The 23206-nt window shown below is 57.9% G+C and carries 20 protein-coding genes; 6 read left to right on the top strand and 14 right to left on the bottom strand.

Annotated elements, in window-relative coordinates; genetic code table 11:
- Positions 1–245: 245 nt before the first annotated feature.
- The gene (locus CDO73_RS13565; protein WP_088489052.1) at positions 246–1232 is read left to right on the top strand and encodes a diaminopimelate dehydrogenase; all 987 of its coding nucleotides are present in this window, start codon (positions 246–248) and stop codon (positions 1230–1232) included.
- Positions 1233–1413: 181 nt separating this feature from the next.
- On the top strand, positions 1414–2790 hold the full coding sequence (gene gdhA, locus CDO73_RS13560) for an NADP-specific glutamate dehydrogenase (protein ID WP_088489051.1): 1377 nt from the start codon (positions 1414–1416) through the stop codon (positions 2788–2790).
- Positions 2791–3265: 475 nt separating this feature from the next.
- On the opposite strand, the gene CDO73_RS13550 is transcribed toward gdhA, so the two are convergent.
- From CDO73_RS13550 to CDO73_RS13515, 8 genes are all read right to left on the bottom strand, one after another.
- On the bottom strand, positions 3266–3697 hold the full coding sequence (locus CDO73_RS13550) for a DUF6526 family protein (protein WP_088489049.1): 432 nt from the start codon (positions 3695–3697) through the stop codon (positions 3266–3268).
- Between the two features lie 136 nt (positions 3698–3833).
- Complete coding sequence (locus CDO73_RS13545) at positions 3834–5069, bottom strand: response regulator (RefSeq protein ID WP_088489048.1); 1236 nt, start codon at positions 5067–5069, stop codon at positions 3834–3836.
- On the bottom strand, positions 5066–6976 hold the full coding sequence (locus CDO73_RS13540) for a cache domain-containing sensor histidine kinase (protein ID WP_088489047.1): 1911 nt from the start codon (positions 6974–6976) through the stop codon (positions 5066–5068). The genes CDO73_RS13545 and CDO73_RS13540 overlap by 4 nt, the downstream gene beginning before the upstream one ends.
- Entirely contained in the window at positions 6957–7967 is a 1011-nt protein-coding gene (locus tag CDO73_RS13535; protein ID WP_088489046.1) for a substrate-binding domain-containing protein, read from the bottom strand. Before CDO73_RS13535 ends, CDO73_RS13540 begins: the two co-directional genes overlap by 20 nt.
- Positions 7968–8372: 405 nt before the next feature.
- Complete coding sequence (gene mmsB / locus CDO73_RS13530; RefSeq protein ID WP_088489045.1) at positions 8373–9536, bottom strand: multiple monosaccharide ABC transporter permease; 1164 nt, start codon at positions 9534–9536, stop codon at positions 8373–8375.
- A complete protein-coding gene (gene mmsA / locus CDO73_RS13525; protein ID WP_088489044.1) occupies positions 9511–11070 on the bottom strand; it encodes a multiple monosaccharide ABC transporter ATP-binding protein in 1560 nt (519 codons plus the stop codon). Before mmsA ends, mmsB begins: the two co-directional genes overlap by 26 nt.
- Before the next feature lie 12 nt (positions 11071–11082).
- The gene (gene chvE, locus CDO73_RS13520) at positions 11083–12168 is read right to left on the bottom strand and encodes a multiple monosaccharide ABC transporter substrate-binding protein (RefSeq protein ID WP_088489043.1); all 1086 of its coding nucleotides are present in this window, start codon (positions 12166–12168) and stop codon (positions 11083–11085) included.
- Between the two features lie 213 nt (positions 12169–12381).
- The gene (locus tag CDO73_RS13515) at positions 12382–13779 is read right to left on the bottom strand and encodes a sodium-dependent transporter (protein ID WP_088489042.1); all 1398 of its coding nucleotides are present in this window, start codon (positions 13777–13779) and stop codon (positions 12382–12384) included.
- 368 nt (positions 13780–14147) lie between these two features.
- On the opposite strand from CDO73_RS13515, the gene CDO73_RS13510 reads away from it, so the two are divergent.
- A complete protein-coding gene (locus CDO73_RS13510; protein WP_088489041.1) occupies positions 14148–15143 on the top strand; it encodes an ABC transporter substrate-binding protein in 996 nt (331 codons plus the stop codon).
- 103 nt (positions 15144–15246) lie between these two features.
- Here the strand turns inward: CDO73_RS13510 and CDO73_RS13505 are convergent, their stop codons facing one another.
- Complete coding sequence (locus CDO73_RS13505; RefSeq protein ID WP_088489040.1) at positions 15247–15738, bottom strand: DUF4188 domain-containing protein; 492 nt, start codon at positions 15736–15738, stop codon at positions 15247–15249.
- Positions 15739–15764: 26 nt separating this feature from the next.
- Positions 15765–16397: a TetR/AcrR family transcriptional regulator gene (locus CDO73_RS13500; RefSeq protein ID WP_088489039.1), complete on the bottom strand. Its 633-nt coding sequence runs from the start codon at positions 16395–16397 to the stop codon at positions 15765–15767.
- Positions 16398–16584: 187 nt separating this feature from the next.
- Between CDO73_RS13500 and CDO73_RS13495 the strand changes: the two genes are divergently transcribed.
- Both CDO73_RS13495 and CDO73_RS13490 read left to right on the top strand, forming a co-directional pair.
- Positions 16585–17304 carry a DUF554 domain-containing protein gene (locus CDO73_RS13495; protein ID WP_088489038.1) on the top strand — a complete coding sequence of 240 codons (720 nt, stop codon included), beginning with the start codon at positions 16585–16587 and terminating at the stop codon, positions 17302–17304.
- Between the two features lie 35 nt (positions 17305–17339).
- The gene (locus CDO73_RS13490; protein ID WP_088489037.1) at positions 17340–18065 is read left to right on the top strand and encodes a metallophosphoesterase; all 726 of its coding nucleotides are present in this window, start codon (positions 17340–17342) and stop codon (positions 18063–18065) included.
- Positions 18066–18251: 186 nt separating this feature from the next.
- On the opposite strand, the gene CDO73_RS13485 is transcribed toward CDO73_RS13490, so the two are convergent.
- The 4 genes from CDO73_RS13485 to CDO73_RS13470 form a co-directional block, all read right to left on the bottom strand.
- Entirely contained in the window at positions 18252–18707 is a 456-nt protein-coding gene (locus CDO73_RS13485; RefSeq protein ID WP_088489036.1) for a hypothetical protein, read from the bottom strand.
- A gap of 222 nt (positions 18708–18929) precedes the next feature.
- Positions 18930–19970, bottom strand: a complete 1041-nt coding sequence (locus tag CDO73_RS13480; RefSeq protein WP_143536130.1) for a hypothetical protein — start codon at positions 19968–19970, stop codon at positions 18930–18932.
- Between the two features lie 159 nt (positions 19971–20129).
- Positions 20130–20447: a hypothetical protein gene (locus CDO73_RS13475; protein WP_256972687.1), complete on the bottom strand. Its 318-nt coding sequence runs from the start codon at positions 20445–20447 to the stop codon at positions 20130–20132.
- A gap of 66 nt (positions 20448–20513) precedes the next feature.
- Positions 20514–21845 carry a VWA domain-containing protein gene (locus CDO73_RS13470; RefSeq protein WP_088489034.1) on the bottom strand — a complete coding sequence of 444 codons (1332 nt, stop codon included), beginning with the start codon at positions 21843–21845 and terminating at the stop codon, positions 20514–20516.
- Between the two features lie 333 nt (positions 21846–22178).
- On the opposite strand from CDO73_RS13470, the gene CDO73_RS26775 reads away from it, so the two are divergent.
- Entirely contained in the window at positions 22179–22931 is a 753-nt protein-coding gene (locus CDO73_RS26775; protein WP_088489033.1) for a ZIP family metal transporter, read from the top strand.
- Positions 22932–23206 lie beyond the last annotated feature (275 nt).

Genomic DNA, 23206 nt, shown 5'->3' with positions numbered 1-23206 from the left:
GCGTTCGACGTTCCTTTTCGCCTTGCCCATATTCTAAGCGAAAGCGCAGCGGACGGCTACCGGTCGTCTTCCGCCGCAACGTTCGCTATTCGCATTTAGGCCAACAGATAAAAGTTAGGACTTTAGGGGCATTTTTTGTCGAAATTCCAGTCTACAGTTTACATACCGTGTCATATCTCACTATACTTAACGGATATTCGGATTTTTTTATTCTTAATTTCGTTCGACAAGGAGGTCTCTTCTTCATGCAGCAAAAAATCAGAATCGGCATCGTCGGTTACGGCAACCTCGGCCGCGGCGTGCGCAGCGCGATCGCGCAGAACGCCGATATGGAACTTGTGGCCGTCTTCAGCAGACGCGATCCGAAAACGCTTGAGCAGCGCGGCGAATCGGTGCGTTTCGTACATATCTCGGACGCGGACCGTTACCGCGGAGACATCGACGTCATGATCTTGTGCGGCGGCTCCGCCACCGACCTGCCCGAGCAGACGCCTCAGCTTGCCGCGCTGTTCCACACCGTGGACAGCTTCGATACGCACGCCAAGATTCCCGAGTTCTACGCCGCCGTCAATACGGCCGCTCTGGAAAGCGGACATGTAAGCGTGATCTCCACGGGCTGGGACCCGGGCTTGTTCTCGATGAACCGGCTGCTGGCTCAAGCGATTCTGCCGGAAGGCAAAGAGTACACGTTCTGGGGCAAAGGCGTCAGCCAAGGCCATTCCGACGCGATTCGCCGCGTTCCGGGCGTGAAAGCGGGCGTGCAGTACACCGTTCCGGTGCAGACCGCGATCGATTTGATCCGTTCGGGCGAGACGCCGGAACTCAAGACGCGCGACAAGCATCTGCGCGATTGTTACGTCGTGGCCGAAGAAGGCGCGGACCGGGACGCGATTCGCGAAGCGATCGTGTCGATGCCGAACTATTTCGCCGACTACAACACCAGCGTCACGTTCATCACCGAAGAAGAACTGCGCAGCGAACATTCCGGCATGCCGCACGGCGGCTTCGTGATTCGCAGCGGCGTAACCGGCTCCGGCACCAAGCAGCGCATCGAATTCGGCTTGGATCTGGAGAGCAATCCGGAATTCACGGCCAGCGTGCTGGTCGCTTACGCCCGCGCCGCGTTCCGTTTCGGCCAAGAAGGCTCGAGCGGCGCGAAAACGGTATTCGATATTCCGCTCGGTTATCTGTCTCCGAAATCTCCCGAGGAACTGCGTAAGGAATTATTGTGATTCGCCCGACCCGCCGCTTGCGCGGGTTTTCTTCGAAGCTTCATCCTTTAACGCAATAACGCTTGTCCTTGTCATTCGGGCAGAGTATCCGCCGTTTATTCGTCCGTTCGATTCGCGGACGATCCGAACAAACGGCTTTCTCCGGCCCGGACGGAAAACCATTTCGAAGGAGCGTGTATCCATGATCGAAACTCAACGTTCAACGGCTTATGCCGAAGCTAGAGCTTACGTCGAATCCGTTTATGCCGCCGTCGTCCGGCGCAACCCTTACGAAGACGAATTCCATCAAGCCGTGCGCGAGATCTTCGATTCGCTCGTGCCCGTTTTCGCCAAGCATTCCCGTTACCGCGAACAAGGGATTCTGGAACGTCTGGCCGAACCCGAGCGCTTGATCGCGTTCCGCGTGCCGTGGGTCGACGATTCGGGACGCGTGCAGGTCAACCGAGGTTTCCGCGTCCAATTCAACAGCGCGATCGGTCCGTACAAAGGCGGGCTGCGTTTCCATCCTTCGGTCAACGCCAGCATCATCAAATTTTTGGGCTTCGAACAGATCTTGAAGAACTCGCTGACCGGCCAAGCGATCGGCGGCGGCAAAGGCGGTTCCGACTTCGATCCGAAAGGCAAATCCGATATGGAAGTCATGCGCTTCACTCAGAGTTTCATGACCGAACTGTACCGCCATATCGGCCCGGACGTCGACGTGCCGGCCGGCGATATCGGCGTGGGCGCGCGGGAGATCGGCTATATGTACGGCCAATACAAGCGCATTCGCGGAGCCAGCGAAGCCGGCGTTCTCACAGGCAAAAATCCGCTGTACGGCGGCAGTCTGGCGCGGACGGAAGCGACCGGCTACGGCTGCGTCTACTTCGTGCAGGAGATGCTCAAAACCGCGGGATCGAGCTTCGAAGGCAGCCGCGTTCTCGTATCCGGTTCGGGCAACGTCTCGATCTACGCGATTCAGAAAGCGCAGGCGTTAGGCGCGAAAGTCGTGGCATGCAGCGACTCTTCCGGCTATGTCTACGACGAGAACGGAATCGACCTCGATACGGTGAAACGCATCAAAGAAGCCGGACGCGGCCGGATCTCCGAATATGTCGCCGAGCATCCGGAAGCGGTCTATACCGAAGGCTGCGAAGGCATCTGGACCCTCCCCTGCGATATCGCGCTGCCCTGCGCGACGCAGAACGAGATCGACGCCGAAGCGGCGGCCCGCTTGATCGAAGGCGGCGTCAAAGCGGTAGGCGAAGGCGCCAACATGCCTTCGACCTTAGGCGCGATCGAACGTTTCCAGAGCGCCGGCGTATTGTTCGCTCCGGCGAAAGCCGCCAATGCGGGCGGCGTGGCCGTATCCGCGCTGGAGATGTCGCAGAACAGCGCCCGCTTGTCTTGGTCGTTCGAAGAAGTCGACGCCAAACTGCACGGCATCATGAATCAGATTCACGAGAACTGTCGACGCGCGGCGGAAGAATACGGCCACCCCGGCAATCTGGTCGTCGGCGCGAATATCGCGGGCTTCCTGAAAGTCGCCGACGCGATGATCGCGCAAGGCGTCGTGTAATCCATCCGGTTCGGGGAACGGAAGATCCTTTCGTTCCGGCACGGAATCCACAAATAAGTCCGAATATCCGCTTATTTCTGTGCTTTTCGAGTGTTTCGACCGAATAAGGCCGATAATCCCTTTAAATTGTCTTTTTCGTTCCTGTTTTCGAAGATCTCCCCGAAATAAGTGGATAAATGGACTTATCGATCTCTTTAGAGAAAATACGGCTGAAATAAAAGGATTTATGGACTTATTCCGGCGGCGGCGGATGTATCCGGCGTTCCATATTCAGCATCCGGCGTTGAGCGCATTCGACGAGCGGCAAGCCCGAAGTTCCGAAAAAGAACCGACCTCAAACGCCCCCGATTTCCGCGAAGCCTGCTTCGCCGGAAATCGGGGGCGTTCTCGTAGACCGCTGCCGGACAGACCGCTGCTTACCGAACATCCTTCGATCGCGAGCCGAGATCGGCCGCCCGTTCGCAGCATAGGCTCCTCAGATCCGCATCGTATCCGGCCGGAAATGCTTGATCTCCGAGCGGATGCGCTCGGCATCCCAGTTCTCTTCGGCCGCGCGGGCGCAGAGCTTCGGAAATTCCGTGTCGCCGGCATTGCGCAGCGCGATGATCTGCGCGACGCTGAGACGCTTGTCGGGTTCGCGGCCCGTCAGCCGGTAATAGCGGAAATTCTCTTCGATCCGCACGATGCGGTCCTGCGTCTTAGTCGCATAGACGCGCATGCGCAGCAGCGCCAGCAGCAAGACGAACGCCAAGCCGACCAAGATCCAATCGGGCAGCGACGCCTGCCCGTCTCTCAGCACGCCGATCAGATGCACGATCGACGCGATCAGCAGGATCAGCCCGAGCGGGAGCGCCAGAAAATGATGCGGCCAGTCGAAGCGCAGCTTGAATTTTTGCGGTTGTTCCATGCTTTCCCCTCTTTTCTCGAGAACATGCGGCGGGCAATCCCCGGCCGCTAAGTTCTATTACACGCCCGGCGCCGTTCGCAACCAGCCCGGCTCTTGACGACTTCTTTGCCGTCGACAGAAGCGCTTTATCTCTTGATCAGCGGCGCGACGGGCGCTCGGGGAAAGCCGCGCCTCGGCGATATTGGTTCGGCGACACGCCCATCACTTTTTTGAACGCGGTGCTGAAATAATGTTGGCTGTCGTAACCGCTCTGTTCCGCGATCTCGTAGATCGGCAGGTCCGTCGCGTTCAGCAGTTCGATCGCTTTGCGAATACGGGTATGGGTCAGCAGCGCCACGAACGAATCGCCCAGTTCTTTTTTCAAAACGCGGCTCAAATACACCGGAGAGACTTGCAGCTCGCGCGCGAACGATTCCAACGTCAGTTCGGGATCGCCGTAATAATCGCGGATATACTCTCTTGCCCGGCGCACGAGCGGGGATAGCTGCGCGTCTTTGTATACGGCTTCCCGGCAGCGTCCGTATACCTCGGGCAGCGTCTCCGCGGCGCCTCCCGGCGGAACCGATTCGATATGCGCCTGCACCGTGATCTTGAGAAACTGCCGAAGGCTGCGTTCGATTCGGGCCGTGATCTCTTCCTCGACCGCATCCCACAGAAATAACAGCAGCAGCCCCGCGGCATCGCGAATCAGCATATGGCGGCGCGGCGCGACCAGTTCGGAGACGATATTTTCCGCGGCGAACAGATAGAGCTGCCGGTCGCTTTCTTTGAGAATCGGCTGCGCGGCTTCCGGCTCGGGCCAGCGGACGACGCCCAATTGAACCGGGCTGCCCGAAGGCAGGCCCAGAAACGCCAGACGTTCCTCGATCTCTTCGCTCGCCAACTGCCCTTCGGCCCACTCTTGTCCGAACCGCGATTGCAGCATCGGAATATTGCGCTGAATCTGTTCGGACGCGAGCTTCAAATAACCCGCCTGTTTGGCCGCTCCGTCCAAACTTTCCCGGACCCGAAGCAGTACGCCGCGCAGCAGTTCGGGATTGACCGGTTTGAGGATGTAATCTTCGACGCCCAGCCGGATGCCTTCGCGGGCATAATCGAATTCGTCATGTCCGGTAATGATGACGAAGCGGCAGTCCGGCAGCCGTTCGCGAAGCTTGCGCATCAGCGAGATTCCGTTCAAGAACGGCATATTCATATCGACCAGCGCCAGATGGATATCCAGACTCAGCGCCAGCTCCAACGCTTCTTCCCCGTCTTCGGCTTCGCCGACCACTTCCATGCCGAGCGAAGCCCAATCGATCGACTCGCGCAGCCCTTCCCGAATAATGATCTCGTCGTCCGCGATCAAGACCCGATACGGCGCTTGATTCATGGCTGATCCTCCTCTTTGATACGAAATGCGGGCGGTTCGTGCAGCAGCGGATGCCGGACTCTGACCCGAGTGCCTTCGCCCGGCGCACTCTCGATCTCGATGCCGTAGTCGTCGCCGAACGCCAGCTTCAGACGCGACTGAACGTTCAGCATCCCGTAACTGCGGCCGCTTTTTTCGCGTTCCGACGCCTGACGTTCGATCGCTTCAAGCGGATTCGCCAGTTTCCGCCGCAGCTCTTCGAGGCGCTCCGGTTCCATGCCGGCTCCGTCGTCGCCGACTTCCAGCAGCAGCGTCTCTTCTTCGACTTGGATGCGAATATCGATCCGGCCGGGTCCGCGGCGCGCTTTGATCCCGTGGTAGATCGCGTTCTCGACCAGCGGCTGAAGCAGCAGCTTGAGCACGAAGATCTCGCCCGGTCCGTCGGCCGTGCCGGCTTCCGCCTGCACCTCGACCGTCAAACGGCCTTGATACCGCGTCTGCTGGATCAGCACGTAGCTGCGGATATGTTCCAGTTCGTCCGTCAGCAGAATGACGTCGCCGCCTTTGCTCAGTCCGATCCGGAACAGCTTCGAGAGCGATTCGACCATCTCGGACACTTCGTCGGCTCCTTTTTTGCGCGCCATCCAGTGGATCGTATCCAGCGTGTTGTACAGAAAATGCGGTTTGATATTGTCCTGCAGGCTTCGCAGTTCGGCTTCCCTTTTCTGCCGTTCTTTGCGGTTATTCAGTTCGATCAACCGGCGCAGTTCGACCAGCATCCGATTGAAACTGCGTCCGAGCATCCCGATCTCGTCGCCGCGCACGGCCGCGTGCCGGACCGTCAGATCGCCCGATTCCGTGCGGCGCATATCGTCCATCAGCAGGCGGATCGGTTCGGAGATGGAGCGGGACAATCGGAGCGAAGCGGTCAACCCCGACATGCAGACGAGGAACAAGAAACAGATGACGTAGAAATGGATCTGTCCGACTTCGAACAGCGATTCCCGCGTCAAAAAAACGCCGACGGTACGCCACCCGGTAAACGAAGAATCGGCATAAATCAACTGCAGTTCCCGGCCGTCGACGGTGCGCGTGATCGCTCCACGATCGCCCGACGCGAACCATTCCGACGGCAGGCGGTCCACATAAGGTTCGTCCGGCGCATAGATCTGCCCGCCTTCCCGATCGACCACCGTCAGATAACCCGTTCGGCCGAGCTTGACGTCGCGCGCCGCTTTGGAGATCGTCCACAGTTTCAGATCGATCAGCACCGCGCCGATCGTGCGCTCCGTGTCGGGATCGACGACGGCCCGTACCACCGTCACGACTTCGTCGTCCCGGTAATTGACGTGGGAAGTCAGATTGCGGCCCGACGGCTGGCCCAAGATCGTAAACAAGCCTTCCGCGGCTTCCGCCTGCCGATACCACGCTTCCCGGGTCAGGTTGTCCGGCGTTCGGGCATACAGCTCGTTGCTGACGTAACGCCCGTCCGCGCCGACGATCAGCAGCCCTGCGATCTCCGGATACAAGGTGGTATAGCGCTGCAAATACTGCTTCAACCGGTAGGTCTCTTCCTCGCCGGAGGCCTCGCCCTTCGCTCCGCCGTTCATGAAGGCGCGCACGCGGTCGTCGAATCCGATCAGATACGTCATGTTCTGCAGATTCTCCATATCGCTGTCGAGCGTCTGGTTGACTTTGGTGATCAATTGCAGCGTATGATCCACGGCTTGATGCTCCAAGACCCGGCTGACCGTCCAGTTGACCAGATACCCGAGCCCGATCGACGGCAGCAGACCGACGAGCAGAAACAAGATCATGAGCTGATAGCGCAGCCGAAGATCGTGGAGCCGCCACGCCGCCGCGCCGCGAAGCGTGCGGGAACTCGTCGTTCGGCTCGGACGCCCGGATTTATTTCGCATAATAATCATCCACGTTCTCCGGGGTCACGATCGAGATCCCCGTGTCGACGCGTACCGGAAGCGGCGCGACTTCGCCGGAGGCGGTCGGAGAAGGAATCGTCAGGTCGTGATGCAGATGGAACAAATACTGCAGCGACCAATACCCCATATTCCAGCTTCCTTGCGCGATCGTGGCCGAGATGCTGCCTTCGCGGATCATATCGAGCGTGTCTTTGTCCGTATCGAACGCGATCACCCGAAGCTGCTCCGTACGCGTCAGTTCTTTGGCGGCTTCGCCGGCGCCTTTGCCGCCGGCCGCTTCGGTGACGAACACGCCGGCCAGATCCGGATACCGCTTCAGCAGCGATTGCGTCAAGCGTTTCGCTACCATCGCGTCGCCTTTGTCGTCTTCGACGGCCACGACCTGCATACCGGGATAACGCTGTTCGATCGCGTCTTGAAAGCCCTGCGTCCGCTCGTCGTGGTTCTGCTGGTTGGGCAGCGTGATTACGGCCACTTTGCCTTTTCCGCCGAGCAGCGCCGCCATTTGTTCCGCCGCCGAACCGCCTGCCGCGTAATTGTCCGTGCCGAGAAACGAATACGCTTTGCTGCCCGGCGCGCCGGAATCGAACACGACGACCGGAATCCCCGCCTCTACGGCTTTGTCGATCACGCCGGTCAGCGAATCGGGATCGATCGCGGAAACGGCGATGCCGGCCGGCTTTTTGGCGATGATCTGTTCCAGCACCGTCGTCTGTTCTCTGGCGTCGTATTGGGTCGCTCCCCGGTATTCGATCGAGACGTTGAGCGCTTCGGCCGCGTCTTCGAACCCTTTCAAGCCGTTTTTCCAATATTCGATGCCTGACAGAAACGTGACCATCACGTAATTTTCGCCGAGATCTCCCCGCAGCGCTTCCGAACGGAACGCGCTTTCGCCGACCTGATTCGTATAGACATGCCGCGCGGCGTAAGCGAGAAAAGCCGCGATCAGCACCATGTAGAGCAGCGTCGTTTTTTTCACGGGACCGTCTCCCCTTTCGTTGTCGCAAGCGGTCTGCGCCGCCTTCTCTTTCGCTTCGGGAACCTGCAGTTCTCTAGGCCGTGTACGCAAACTTAACGACGTGCATCTTTAGTCGCCTTTTCGCCCTCCACGACGTCAGTGCCCCTTGACGTGCCCCGGCACGCCTTCGGAACCCTTCCTTGTTGAGAACGAAAATTCGCCCAAATCTGCCTCCTTCGAAGTTTGCGTACACGCCTTAGGCGTTCATGTTGATTCTATCGGATCGCCGTCCCGAAAAAAAGCGCTTTCCTTTTTAAATGGAGCAAAGCCGTACCCGCAGGAGGCGAAAGCCGCCTGACAGGTACGGCCGATGCCGCGAGAAAAGGAGATCGATAAGGATAGCGTTTGTTCCGGAGCCGAAGACGGTTACGCCACCCGTTTGTTTTTGTTGTAAATGTCGAACGCGACGGCGAGCAGCAGCACCAAGCCTTTGATCCCCTGCTGCCAGTCGATGCCGAGACCGATCAGCGACATGCCGTTGTTCAGCACGCCCATGACCAGACCGCCGATGATCGCGCCGAATACCGTACCGATGCCGCCGGAAGCCGAAGCCCCGCCGATAAAGCAGGCCGCGATCGCGTCAAGCTCGAAATTGGTACCGGCTCTCGGCGTGGCCGCGTCGAGACGGGCCGCGAAGATCAGGCCGCTGACCGCCGCCAGCACGCCCATATTGACGAAGACCCAGAAGGTCACTTTTTTCGTTTTGACGCCCGACAAGCCTGCCGCTTTCTCGTTGCCGCCCAACGCGTACACATGGCGACCCATGACCGTCTTGTTCATCATGAACGAATACGCGAGTATCAAGACGAACAGCAGCACGAGGATATTCGGAATGCCCGCGTAGCTCGCCAGCATGAAGGTGAACAAGTTCAGCACGACCGCGATCGCGACCAGTTTAAAGATGAACAAGCCGGAAGAAGACACTTCGAATTTGTATTTGAGCTGTTCGCGGCGTCCGCGAAGCTCGTTCAGGATGAACAAGACCGTGAACGCGAGGCCGGCCAGAATCGCGACCAGATTGGTCGCCGTATCGGCCAGATTCGGCACGAAGCCGGAGCTGATCTTGGTGAATCCGGTCGGGAACGGCGAGATCGACTGGCCTTCCAGCACGATCATGGTCAGACCCCGGAACAGCAGCATCCCCGCCAGCGTGACGATAAAGGCCGGAATCTTGACGTAAGCGACCCAGAATCCCTGCCAAGCTCCGATCAGACCGCCGATGACGAGCGAAGCGATCACGGCGACCCAAGCCGGAAGCTCCCAATTGACCATCATGATCGCCGACATGGCGCCGACGAACGCGGCGATCGAGCCGACGGACAAATCGATATGCCCGGTGATGATGACGAGCACCATGCCGATCGCGAGCACGAGAATGTAGCTGTTTTGCAGAATCAGGTTGGTGATATTGATCGGCTTGACGAGCAGCCCGCCCGTCAGCACCGTAAACAGAATCATGATGACGATCAGAGCGATGATCATGCCGTACTGGCGAATATTGCTTTTAAACAGTTTGTTGATCGCTTCCACGCTTAACCCCTCCAGTATTGGTCATGTATTTCATCAGCGTCTCCTGCGACGCGTTCGCCCGATCGACTTCGCCGGTCATCCGGCCCGCGTTCATCACGTAGATGCGGTCGCTGAGCCCGATGACTTCCGGAAGCTCCGACGAGATGACGATTACGGCTTTGCCCTGCGCGGCGAGTTCTTGAATGATCGTATAGATCTCGTATTTCGCGCCGACGTCGATGCCCCGGGTCGGTTCGTCCAAGATCAGCACGTCCGGTTCGGCGAAGATCCATTTGCCGAGCACGACTTTCTGCTGATTGCCGCCGCTCAGATTGCCCGTTTTTTGCAGGATGCTCGGCGCTTTGATATTCATCCGTTTCCGCATGTCTTCGGCGACCAGCACTTCTTCGCGTTCGTTGACGATCCATCGTTTCGCCAGTTTGCGGATGCCGGTCAGCGAGATATTGCGTTTGATATCGTCCATCAGGATCAAGCCGTATTCTTTGCGGTCTTCCGTCACGTAAGCGAATCCGTTCTCGATCGCTTGATTGACCGTGTCGTTGCGAATCTCTTTGCCGTGCTTGATCAGACTCCCGCTGATATTGCGTCCGTACGATTTGCCGAAGATGCTCATCGCAAGCTCCGTCCGTCCCGCGCCCATCAATCCGGCGATGCCGACGATCTCGCCTCGGCGGATCGTCATGTTGATATCGTCCAGCGCTTTGCGGTCCGGGTGATGTTCGTGATAGACCGTCCAGTTCCGCACTTCGAGCGCCACGTCGCCGATCTTCGGCGTGCGTTCCGGGTAGCGGTGCGTCATGTCCCGTCCGACCATGCCGCTGATGATCCGGTCTTCGGTCACTTGGTCTTTTTGCATATCCATCGTTTCGATCGTATGGCCGTCGCGCAGAATCGTGATCGAATCGGACACCTTCGAGACTTCGTTCAGCTTATGGGAGATCAGGATGCAGGTCATGCCTTCGCGCTTGAACTCCAACATGAGCTGAAGCAGGTTTTCGCTGTCGTTTTCGTTCAGCGCGGCGGTCGGTTCGTCGAGAATGAGCAGCTTGACCTTTTTGGAGAGCGCTTTCGCGATTTCGACCAACTGCTGCTTGCCGACGCCGATATCGCCGACGAGCGTGTTCGGGTTTTCGTTCAGCCCCACTTTGCGCAGCAGCTCTCGGGTGCCGACGATCGTTTCGTTCCAATCGACGATGCCTTTTTTCGCCCGTTCGTTGCCCAGAAAAATATTTTCCGCGATCGACAGGTACGGGATCAGCGCCAACTCTTGGTGAATGATGACGATGCCTTTCTCTTCGCTCTGCTTGATGTCTTTGAACTCGCATTTCTGTCCTTCGAACAAAATGTCCCCGTCGTAGCTGCCGTACGGGTATACGCCGCTCAATACTTTCATCAGCGTCGATTTGCCCGCGCCGTTTTCGCCGCACAGCGAATGGATCTCGCCTTTGCGCACGCGGATATTCACGTCGTCCAACGCTTTGACGCCGGGAAACGTTTTGACGATGCCGCGCATTTCCAAAATGTATTCCGTCATGATCGGCCCCTCCTATTTCAATCCGATTTCTTCCTTGGTGTAGTAGTCTTGGTCCACGATCTCCTGCTGCACGTTGTCCTTGTCGACCGATACCGGATCGAGCAGGTACGCCGGCACGACCATCACGCCGTTGTCGTACGACTCGGTATCGTTGACTTCCGCTTTCTCGCCTTTGAGCACGCTCTCGGTCATGGCGACCGTCTGCTGCGCGAGCTTGCGGGTATCTTTGAACACCGTCTGCGTCTGCTGGCCCGATACGATCGATTTGATCGAAGCCAGTTCGGCATCCTGTCCGGTGATGACCGGCAGCGGCTTGTCCGCCGATCCGTATCCGATGCCTTTGAGCGAAGACAGAATCCCGATGCTGATGCCGTCGTACGGCGAGAGCACCGCGTCCAGATGATCGCCCGAATAATAAGCGCTCAGCAGGTTGTCCATCCGCGATTGGGCGAGCGATCCGTCCCAGCGCAGCGTGGCGATCTGAGCCATCGTCGTCTGCTTGCTGCGCACGACGAGTTTGCCGGAATCGATATAAGGCTGAAGCACCGACATGGCGCCGTTATAGAAGAAGTAAGCGTTGTTGTCGTCCGGCGATCCGCCGAACAGCTCGATATTGAACGGGCCTTTGCCTTCTTTGAGTCCCAGATGGTCTTCGATATAAGAAGCTTGCAGCACGCCGACTTTGAAGTTGTCGAACGTCGAGTAGTAGCTCAAGTAAGGCGTGTTGCGAATCAGCCGGTCGTAAGCGATGACTTGAATGCCCCGGTCGTGCGCTTTGCCGATCACGTCGGTCAGCGTGTTGCCGTCCACCGCCGCGATGACGATCACGTCGACGCCTTTGGTGATCATATTCTCGATCTGCGAGATCTGATTCTCCACGACGTCTTCGGCATATTGCAGGTCGGTCTTATAGCCTTTCTCTTCGAACAGTTTCCGCATATTGCTTCCGTCCGCTACCCACCGCTCCGACGACTTCGTCGGCAGCGACAAGCCGATATACCCTTTCTCCGCGCTTCCCGCGCTGCTCTCCGCCAGATTGCAACCGGCTAGCATCGCCGTCATCATCAACGCGAGCAGAAGCGCCGCCATTTTTTTCATGCTCGGATTCCCTCCCGTACACATTTTAGATAGCGCTTCCAATTCGGAAGCGCCGTACGTGTTCTTTACGTGTTTCAGCATAGCACCCGCCGATCGGGACGGTCTTTATACGGAAACGAAGCTTTTTTATGAAAAATCAACTTTTTTGTACGAAATGGCAAAAAAAGCGCTCCTCTGGATGAGGAGCGCTTCATGCGTCGAAACTTTCCGATTTTATTCGCCGTCCGGTTTCGGGAAACTCACGATGCCGACCGAATACAGGAAGATCAAGATGATCAGCAGCGGGCAAACATACTTCAGCAGGAACATCCAAGTACGGTATATGCCGCCGCCGAGTCCCGCTTCTTCTCCGGCTCTTTTCCATGCGTAACCGGTGAACAGCGTGATGATCAGGCCGCCGACCGGCATCAGGATGTACGAAGTCGAGAAGTCGAACAGATCGAAGATCGTTTTGCCGAAAATGATCACGTTGCTGAGCGGTCCGTTCGCGCCTTCGACCGACAACGCGGACGGTACGCCGAGCAGGAATGCCAGACTCGCCATAATGATCGCCGTTTTCTTCCGGCTCCATTTCCACTGCTCCATCGCGTAAGCGACCGGCACTTCGAGGATCGAGACGGCCGAAGTCAGCGCCGCGATCGCCAGCAGCAGGAAGAAAATGCCGCCGAACAAGAAACCGAGCGGCATCTGCGCGAACGCGGCCGGCAAAGCGATGAAGGCCAGGCCGACGCCGCTGGACGGCTCCATGCCGTAAGCGAATACCGTCGGGAAGATGACCAGACCCGCGATGAACGCGTAGAGCAGGTCGCCTGTACCGATTGCGAGCGTCGCTTTGCCGAGCGATTGGTCTTTGCGCACGTAAGAACCGTAAGTCAGCATGCAGCCCATCCCGAGCGACAGCGAGAAGAACGAGTGTCCGAGCGCGATGAGGACCGATTCTTCGTTCAGCTTCGAGAAGTCCGGTTTCAGGAAGAACTCCGCTCCCGCCAGCGCGCCGGGCAGCGTCAAGGCCCGAACCATCAGGATCAGCAGCAGGATCAGGAAGCCCGGAATCAGAATCTTGTTGAACTTCTCGATGCCGCCCGATACGCCTCTGGCAATCACGTAGCCGGTAATGGCCATCACGACCGCGCTCCAGAAGATCGGCATGTAGCCGCCCGCGAAGTTCAGGAAAGTCGAAGCGTAATCCATCTTCGCGTCCGACAGCGCGCCCGCGAACGATTGGACCATATAATGCAGCGTCCAGCCCGCGACTACGCCGTAGTAAGACATGATCAGGAACGCGGTGACGATCGAGATCAAGCCGAACCATTTCCAGTGCTTTTTGTTCGTCAGGTTAAACAGCGAGGACGAAGCGTTGCCGCGTCCGCCGCGCCCGATGGTCATCTCCGCCAGCAGGATCGGCAGACCGACCACGACCAGACAGAGGATGAAGAGCAGGAAGAAAGCCGCGCCTCCGTTTTCTCCCGTAATATAAGGAAACTTCCACATGTTGCCCAGCCCGACCGAACTGCCGATCGCCGCCAAGATGAATCCGTTTTTGGAAAAGCCGGCTCCGCCCTCTCCGGGTCTTTCGCCGATCTTTGCCGAATTTTTGTCTGTGTTTGCCATTCTGTCCCCTCCGACTATGACCCTTTCAACTCTTAATCAGAGGTTTACGTTTCACTGAAACGCACACGCTTTAAGTGCGATTCAGGGGAGCGTATGCCTACCTTTAGTGTTGACAAGGTACTAGTTAGCTTTTGTTTTTCTTGATGTGATTTTGCATTGTCTCATGGTAGCGAATCAACGCGTTATTGTCTAGACTTTTATTTTGCGCGGTCAATAACAAAAAGAATATTAAATTTATAAAGTGCCTTCTTTTTGAATATCAAAAGGAAAACATACGGGTTATGCGAACAGATTGACGCTCTATCGCTTTTGCTATATGATAACGATTATCATTCGCAAAAATTCAAGATTTAAAAGGAGTTCTTTTCATGTCCGTCAAACGTTCGATATCCGTAAAGTCTTCTCTGCCTCTGCTTCTTCTGACCGGCATCCTGCTGATCTCGGGCTGCGGCTCTTCCGGAAATGCGGACTCGGCCAACGCCGCCGCGCAATCTCCGCAAAAGTCGGCTTCTGCCGAAACGTCGACCCGGACGGTTACCCACCTCAAAGGAGAAACCGCGATCCCCGCCGATCCGCAGCGGATCGCTTCGCTCGATTACCGCCTGACCGATTTCCTGCTGGCGCTCGGCCTCAAGCCTTACGCCACCGTGACGTATCCGGGCGGCGGAATGCCGCCTTATCTGGATGCTTCGGCGCTCGAAGGCGTGCAGCCGCTCGGCGACGAAGCCAATCTCGAAGCGACGCTGAAAGCGGCGCCGGACGTGATTCTGGGCCGCAAAGCGCAGGCCGATCTGTACGATCAATTGACGGCGATCGCGCCGACGATCATCGCCGATTCGCCTTCGAAAGACTGGAAGCAGGAGCTGACCGTTTACGGCGCCATGTTCGGACGGGAAAAGCAGGCCGAAGATTGGCTGAACGCTTATCGGGCGGAAGCAGAGCAGGCCGAAGCCGAGATCGCCAAAGTCGTGCCGGCAGGCTCGACCTTTCTCTATCTGCGCATCATGCCCAAAGAAATCCGCGTTCACGGACCGGAGCAGGCGCTCTCGGCCGTGCTGTACGACGATCTCGGTCTGACTCCGGCCAAAGGCGTGGAAGGACTCGACGACGTCGTGCCGATCTCGCTCGAAGTGCTGCCCGATTACGACGCCGATTATATTTTCGTCGAGACCGGCGCGCCGAAAGCGGACGGCGACAAAGACGCGGAAGACAACCGCAGCCGCATCGAACAGACTTCCGTATGGAAGAATCTCAAAGCGGTCAAAGAAGGCCATGTCTACGACATGCCGCAGTGGATCATCAGCGAAGCGCCTTATATCAAACAGAAGTCGCTGGAACTTGTGAAAAAAGCGCTGGTGCGTTAAACGGTAAACGGGCCTTTTGTTCGGAGAACGGGGATTCCGCCGCGCCGAAGGTCAGCTTGCGAACACGGAAAAAGGAAGCGGAACGAATTCCGCTTCCTTTTTCTCATTCCGCCGGAGCCTGCCGCTCCAATCCCGCGCGTTCGCGAGACGTCTCCCGTCCCGCTCCGACCGGATTCAACGTTCCCGCGCGGCCGAGTCCCGTCGCCGGCATATTGACGTAGATCGACTCGTAAGCGCCGTCTCCCACCATGTAGGTCTCGTGATAAATCCCTACCGCGTTTCCGGCTCTCGATTTGCGGTTGAAGTCTTTCCACGCCTTGAGATGTTTATCGCCGCCGCGCGCGTACTGCTCCAACTGATCGTAAGAACGCCAGTACTGCACGATCGACAACCCGCGTCCCGTCATAAAAAAAGCCGCGTCGAGAAATCCCGTTTCCTTGTTGGCGTACAGCTCTTGGAGCATCGGCCCCATCGCCCGCACGACGGGAAGCCATCGGCCGACGGCCCACCATTTATTGATCCGCACCCCGATGATGAATACGACGAAAGGTCCTTCGATCGAAGCGGTCTGACGTCCCGGAATGATTGCTGCCATGCTGTCGCCTCCTTAGTTTTATTGGCTCAATCCTGTTCCAACCGGCTCAGATGCAGCTCGTAAAATCCGCGAATATCCGTAGACGCGTATAATCTCGCCGTCAAGAACGCGCCGTAGAAGACCGTCCACAGCAGCTTGACCGCATCGTCGACTTGCAGATCCGCGGCCAACTTGCCGTCCGCTTCCGCTTCGATCATGCTGCGGCGAAACAGCGCGTACAGATCCGGCGCTTCCGATGCCTCCCGCTCGCTGCCCGGAAACAGCAGACGAATCTCGGCTTCGCTCATCTCCGGCATGCAAGGATGCATATCGTTGTGCGCCAGAAAAGCGATCAGGCTCGGCATCACGCCCGGCACGTCTTCGCTCCACTCCGCCACGCTGGCGAGCAGATGCCGAACCGCCGCGAAGCCCCGCTTGCCTTCTTTGTCGATCTCCAACGTGCGCCGCGTCAACCAGACTCGCATGAAGTAGACGAGCAGCGCTTCTTTTTGCGGAAAACATTTGAAAAAAGTTACTTTCGACGTCTCGGCTTCCCGGCAGATCTCGTCCACCATGATGTCGGCGAACTTGCGCGATTTCATCAGCAATAATCCGGTGTCGTACAGCTTGATTCGCGTTCTGGCTTTCTTGATCTCCCTCAGCGGGTAACGAGGTTCCATTCCCGGCGTTCTCCTTCCTTCGAAGCATGCATGCGCTCATGATTAACTGTCGTTCATAATTTTACTCGAGTTAACTTATAATCACAAGTTTTATTTGCCCTTGTTGTCTGGTGCCCGGCCCTTTAGAATAAAAAGACTATCGGTTTGCCCGACGGTCTCGATTACATGCAAAAGGTGGAGATTCGCAATGCCCGTTGGGCCTCTTATCAATGCTCTGGCCGTCCTGCTCGGCGGTCTGCTCGGGGCCATGCTCGGCAGCAAAGTGCCCGAACGCCTCCGACTCAATCTGCCGTTGACGCTCGGCGCGGCTTCGATGGGCATGGGCGTCGTCATGATCGCCAAAGTCCATACGCTGCCCGCGGTCGTGCTCGCTCTGCTGCTCGGCAGCGTGATCGGCGAAAGCGTTCGGCTGGAAAAAGGCATCGAATGGCTGGCCGGCAAAGCTCGCGGTCCCGTCGACCGGTTCTTCTCGGTCCAAACGTCGAGCGCCGATCCCGAAGTGTTCATGCAGCAGTTCGTCGGCATCGTCGTGCTGTTCTGCGCCAGCGGTACCGGCATCTTCGGCGCGCTGAACGAAGGCATGACCGGCGATTATACGGTGCTGCTGTCCAAGTCGTTCCTCGACTTCTGCACGGCTCTGATCTTCGCGACGTCGCTCGGCTATATCGTCCCGACGGTCGCGCTGCCTCAGGCCGTGATCCTGCTGGCTTTGTTCTTCGGAGCCGGATTGATCCTGCCGCTTACCACGCCGGAGATGATCGCCGACTTCTCGGCGGCCGGAGGCATCATCATGCTGGTCACGGGACTTCGAATCTGCGGCATCAAAGCGTTTCCGGTCGCCAATATGCTGCCCGCGCTGCTTCTGGTCATGCCGTTGTCGCACTACTGGACGATTTTGTTCGGCTGAACTCTAATCCTATTCCCCGAAAGCGAGGCCTCCTTATGTCCGGAAGAACGCTCGCCATCAGCGATATCCACGGCGAACTCGAATTGTTTGAACGTTTATTGGAAAAGACGGGTTACGACCCGGCATCCGATCGGTTGGTGCTGCTCGGCGATTATATCGACCGCGGCCCCCGATCCATGCAAACGCTGGAACGCGCGATGCGGCTGCGCGAAGCCGGAGCCGTCGTCTTGATGGGCAACCACGAAGATCTGATGCTGCGCGCGCTGGACGGCGGCGGCGAAGAAGATTGGAAACGTTGGGTCGTGCGCAACGGCGGTTACGCGACGCTTCAGAGCTACGGCTTCTCGGATCGCCAACTTCGGATCGAAACGGGCGACGCCTACCGGCGGCCCGAACTGCTCTCCGATACGTTGGAACGTCATCTGGCCTTCGTGCGAAGTCTGGACCTGTATTACGAGACCGAGCGGCATATTTTCGTGCACGCGGGAATTCCGCCCGGCAAAACGCCGGCCGAAGCCGAACGTTCCGATCTGGTCTGGATTCGCGAAGAGTTCCATAAAGGGTACGACGGCGAGAAGATCGTGATCTTCGGCCATACCCCGACGCGCGGCCTGCACGGCGATCCCGATAACGACGGTCTGTATTACGGCAGCAACCGGATCATCGGCATCGACGGCGGCGCGGTCTTCGGCGGTCAGCTTAACGCGCTGGACGTCGAGAGCGGAGAAACGTTCGATATTCAGTCGGAAAGCTCGTATTGAAACCGGAAAAAGACCGATTCGCTCGTCGTGTTCTTTTCGACGTCGGATCGCCATCGGCTGCGTTGATCTTCGAAACCGCTTAACATTCCCGCATCGAAAAGCCTCCTGCCGCAGTTCGGCAGGAGGCTTCGTTTGGTTTCTTTGCGGATTCGGAAAAAGCTTGATCCGCGCAAGACGAGCGGCAGATCAGAACTCCGGCGGCGATGCCGGTCTTACGTCCGGCGGGTCGACCGGTTGGATCTCCGGCGGACTGACCGGCTGCACGTCGGGAGGGTTCACCGGTTGAATCTCCGGCGTCTGGCCCGGTTGGACGCCCGGCGGTTCTCCCGGCTGGATCTCCGGGTGATGCGGGCGCACGCCCGGCATGTCGTCCGGATCGAATTCCGGCGGCGGCGAAGGCTGTACGCCGGGCGGTTGTTCCGGCCGGATCTCCGGTTCTTGCTCCGGACTGACGCCCGGCGGCTCGGCCGGCGTCACTTCCGGCGGCCGGCCCGGCTGCACGCCGGGCGGCTCCTGCGGTTGAATCTCCGGATCGGGGCCGGGCTCCGTGCCCGGCGGCGAAGGCTCGGGAGCGGGCGTTTCCGGCGGATCGGAAGCGCGAACGATATAATAGTCATGGGTTTCGCCGATATCCTGTCTCATCGTCAATCGTCTCCTTATGGATCGAAATGGCGTTGCATTATCGACAATATGATCCGTACAGGAGTTATTACCCTATTCCGGCCGCTTCTCCCCACCGGCAAGGCGGACAGGCGTCCGTTGGGAACGTGCGCCTTTTCCAAAAGCGAAAAGCGCTCCCTGTCGCTCGGAGCGCTTCTGCGCAAAAAAACGATATCTTCCATTCCGGCATGTTCCAAACCTTTCCTACGGAATCAAACGGCTGCGGAACTCCGCTACCGCGCTGCTCAAATCCTTTCTCGCTTTATAAACGTCATCCTGCATGCGGGCTTGATCCAATGCCCGGGCTGCCGCGTTGACCTCGCGGCGCAGCGTGCCCACGGCCGAAGCCGGATATTGTCCGGGGCGGTTGCCGCGCGGAGAATCCAGCAGAAGCCGAGCATCGCGCAGCTCGGGCAGCATGTAGAATGCTTCGGTCAAAGCGAAGTAAGATGCATTCATTTTATTGAAGATATAAGCGAGTTCCGCTTCGCCGCGAGCCGCGCCCATTCGACTGAACAGGATCTCGCTTCGGGTACGAAACGCTTCCAGCAGATTGGAATAATCCTCGTCGATATCTTTGGTTCGTTCGATTTGGGCGTTCACATGATCCCGGGTGCGAATATACGCCGTGATGTAAGTCCCCATATAAGCCTGCATATCAAGCTCGATTCGAATCGACAGGTATTCCATGTAAGCCTGCATATAAGCTTCCGGCTCCAACCCGACTATCGGTACCCGCGCGTCGAGAGCTTTAAGCTTCCCCACAGCGGAGTCGATGGCTTCCTGCGGATATTTGGCGGTCGGATTGGCTGCGGGGGTCAACACGTAATCGGTAAGGCGCTGGATATAAAACTTGATATGCGCCCCGCTGTCCATCCGCGACATAAACAGCTTATTCGCGGCCTCTTTGACTTTCTTTCGGGCTTGAGCGACCTCCGAAGCCGAAGACAGACCGTCCGCCGAGATCGTCACGGCTTGTTCCGCCAGATCCAATCCTTTTCTCCGCTGCGTTTCGTCGATCGTGCCGCTGTTCTCCTCCAAGCCCAGATCCAAAGCCAGCGCTTCCTTCAGCAGCGCCGTTTTCGCTTCTCCGCGAATATCGTTGTCCGGGAACGCCGCCTGCTGCTGCGCGGCATCCGGATTGTCCGCGGCGAATGCCGGCACCGCCGTGCAGAGCATGGCCCCGGCCAGCGCGGACATCAATATGCGACGTGCCCGTGTTTGTGTCTCGGTCGATAAGTTCAAAAGATAACCTCCTCCGTTATGTATGAGACCGACTTTAGAAAAAGCCTCCCCCATTGAATAAACCAGAAAATCCCATTCTCAATCCGCAAAAAAAAGCCCCTTTTCCGATACACGGAAAAAGAGCTTCTCGTTCCAATTTTTCGAAGCACGAATTTCGATTTACCACTCGTTCCACAATCCGCTTCCGCCGATCTTCGCGATCGATTTTTTTTGCGTGCGCCCGTGATTGAAACTCGTCGTGCGCAGCTCGTATCCCGGCTCGTCGAGCGGAAGCATCTTTTTCCACTTGCTTACGGGGTAGGTAGGCTTGCCCGGCCGAGCCATATCGACCAGCATCAAATCTTTGTGCAGCAGGTTCAGGCATTGGCCGAGCGTCAAAGCCGCGGAAGGTTCGGCGTTTTCTTGCGGCTGTACGCCGGACCGTTCCTGCTGCGGGAAAGAAGAAGAACGATTGATTTTTTCGTGATGCGATTTCATGATGTTATCCGATCTCCTTATGATCAAAATGGTTGCGAACGGCTTTAAGCTTGCGCTTTTGGCGCATCAGTTTTTCAAGATTCCTTTGGCGCGCACTTCTTTCAGCCAGCTCGGGAATTCGTTCAGCAGACGGTCGTACAATTCTTCGTCGCTCACCCGGTCCAGATCGTCCAGCGCGAAAAAGTCGGCGTTGTCCACCACGCGGCCGCGCAGGTTGTCGAGCTGCTGCAGCACGCCGTAATTCGCGTTGCCGAGACCTACGAACTGCCAGAAGATCGGCTTGTCGGAATGGGCGATCAACAGCTTCGAGATCTTCTTCGTCTCGTAGATGCCGCCGTCGCTGAAGAAAATGATATACGTCGGCGTACGGTCGTCCGGATCTTCTTTCGTGTATTTCTTGATAATGTCTTCGATGACGACGGGTTCGTTGTTGCCGAAGCCCAGCTTGCTGTTCATGTTCGGTCCCGGATAGGTCTTTTTGACGTAATCTTCGTACTCGCGCTCCGTCACGCTCGGCGCTCTCATCATCTTGCTGGCGAAGAACCAGACGTCCATGATGCCGTCGTCGTCCATCCGCGCCGAGACGGCAAGAATGCGTTCGAACGCGCGCTGCACGGTTCCTCTTTGGTAAAGCTGAGTCATGGAACCGGAAGCGTCGAAGACCACGGCTACGCGGGCTTTCTCGTGCGCGATATTCTTCTTCTCGAGCGAGATGCCCACCTTGCGTTTGAGCAGGTCGATCTTGCCGAGCGGCGCGGAAGGCTCCGGCGGAGCCGGCTTGGACGCGGCCGGTTCGGGGATCGGCGCGGGCGTCGGAGCGGCAGCCGGAACAGGCGGCGGAACCGGAGGCGCGCTTGCGGCCGGTGCCGGGGTCGTCTCTTCTTCGATCTCGACGCCGTGCGCTTCCGCCAGAGGCTTCAGCCCGCCGTTGAATCCTCGTCCGATCGCCCGCAGCTTCAAGCCCGACGCGTGGCGATACAATTCCATGAAGACCATCGAACGCTCCTGCGCAGCTTCTTTGATCTCGTACAGAATCTCTCCGTTTGCCGTTTCCGCGACGATCCGGCAGCCCTGCACGTCGGCGAAAGTACCCGTTCCGTCCAACGTCGCCGAAAATACGCATTTGGCAATCGCGGTCGGGTCCAGCTCGTTCGTGCGGATCGTGAACGCTGCGCCGTTCGGCCCGGTTCGTTCGTATCGCACCTGCCCGCCGGGACTCGCGTCTTGATTATAGAAAATGAAATAGTCGTCCGAAGGAACTTTGCCGTTCTCGCCCACCATAAAACAGCTGACATCCAGATCCGCCGGCGAGTTCCCCCACTCGACCCTCACGCGAAGCTGCTCCGTGTGCCCGATCGGCGCGTTGGCCCCCGTCGTCAATACCGTCGGTGTACTCATCTGATCGCCTCCGTATTCTCTATTGTAAAGATGGATGTGTAAGACGTATGCCTGATTCCGCCGAATCGGCGTCTCTGCTTCCTATACGCCGAATTATATCATTCCGATTCGTCGATTGCGAAAAAGGCTCGGAACATCCGTTCCCCAAGCGCGAGTCGACGCCTCCGGGGCGGGAGGCTCGACGCGGGCGTTCGGCAGAATCGAAAGTCGGCGGGATCATCGGTTTGCAGGCAAGCGGTTTGTATCGGGAAAAAGCCGGTTAATGAACGTTCAGGCACGCTCCGTCCGGTCGAACCCGATCGGCGGCAGCGGCAACGAAAGGAGCGATTAGGCATGTGGAGCGCATTGCTGTGGGGCGGCATCTCCGCTTCGGCCGTCGTATTGGGAGCGCTGGCGGCGCTGTTCCTGCGAATCGGCAAAAGATACATCGGCTGGATCATGGCGTTCGGCGTCGGCACGCTGATCGGAGCGGCCGCGTTCGAACTGCTCGGCGACGCGCTCGAAGACGGCGGCTTGACGGCGACCGCGATCGGATTTACCGTCGGCGCGCTGGTGTATACGGTATTCGACCTGATCGTCTCCCGCCGCGGCGGCTCGAACCGCAAACGTTCGGGCAGTGACGAGTCCGGTTCGAAAGCTGCCGGCGAAGCCGACCAGAGCGGACTCGGCATCTTCGCGGGCACCGTGATGGACGCCATCCCGGAATCGATCATGCTCGGCGCGAGCCTGCTCGCAGGCAAAGGCATCAGCGTCGTGCTGGTCGTCTCGATCTTCGTCAGCAATATTCCGGAAGGCTTGTCCAGTACCGTCGGCTTGCAAAAAAACGGCTATTCGCGCGGCAAAATCTTCGTCATGTGGGGCGTCGTGCTGCTGGTATCCGCGCTCGCTTCGATGGGCGGCTACCTGTTCCTCGAACAGCTGTCCGACGAGATGAAAGCCGCGATCGGCGCTTTCGCCGGCGGCGGCATCATCGCCATGCTGTGCTCGACCATGATGCCCGAAGCGTTCGAAGAGGGCGGCCCGGTAGTCGGCTTCATCGCGTCGATGGGACTGTTGACGGCGATTTTGCTTGATACGTTCTCATGATTAGACGAGAGCCGTTCAAGCTGGCTCGATACGTTCTCGTAAGATAACGAGAGCCGTTCGAGCTGGCTTGATACGTTCTCGTGATTAGACGAGATTCGTTCAAGCTAGCTCGATACGTTCTCGTAATTAGACGAGAGCCGTTCGAGCTGGCTCGATGCGTTCTCGTAACTAGACGAGAGCCGTTCAAGCTAGCTCGATGCGTTCTCGTAATTAGACGAGAGCCGTTCGAGCTAGCTCGATACGTTCTCGTGATTCGCTCAAATGCTTTTCCCTTC

Source organism: Saccharibacillus sp. O23, from assembly GCF_002205895.1.
Classification (GTDB): Bacteria; Bacillota; Bacilli; order Paenibacillales; family Paenibacillaceae; genus Saccharibacillus.
Note: the sequence above shows the minus strand (reverse complement) of the source record. Positions and strands in the feature narration are given on the sequence as shown.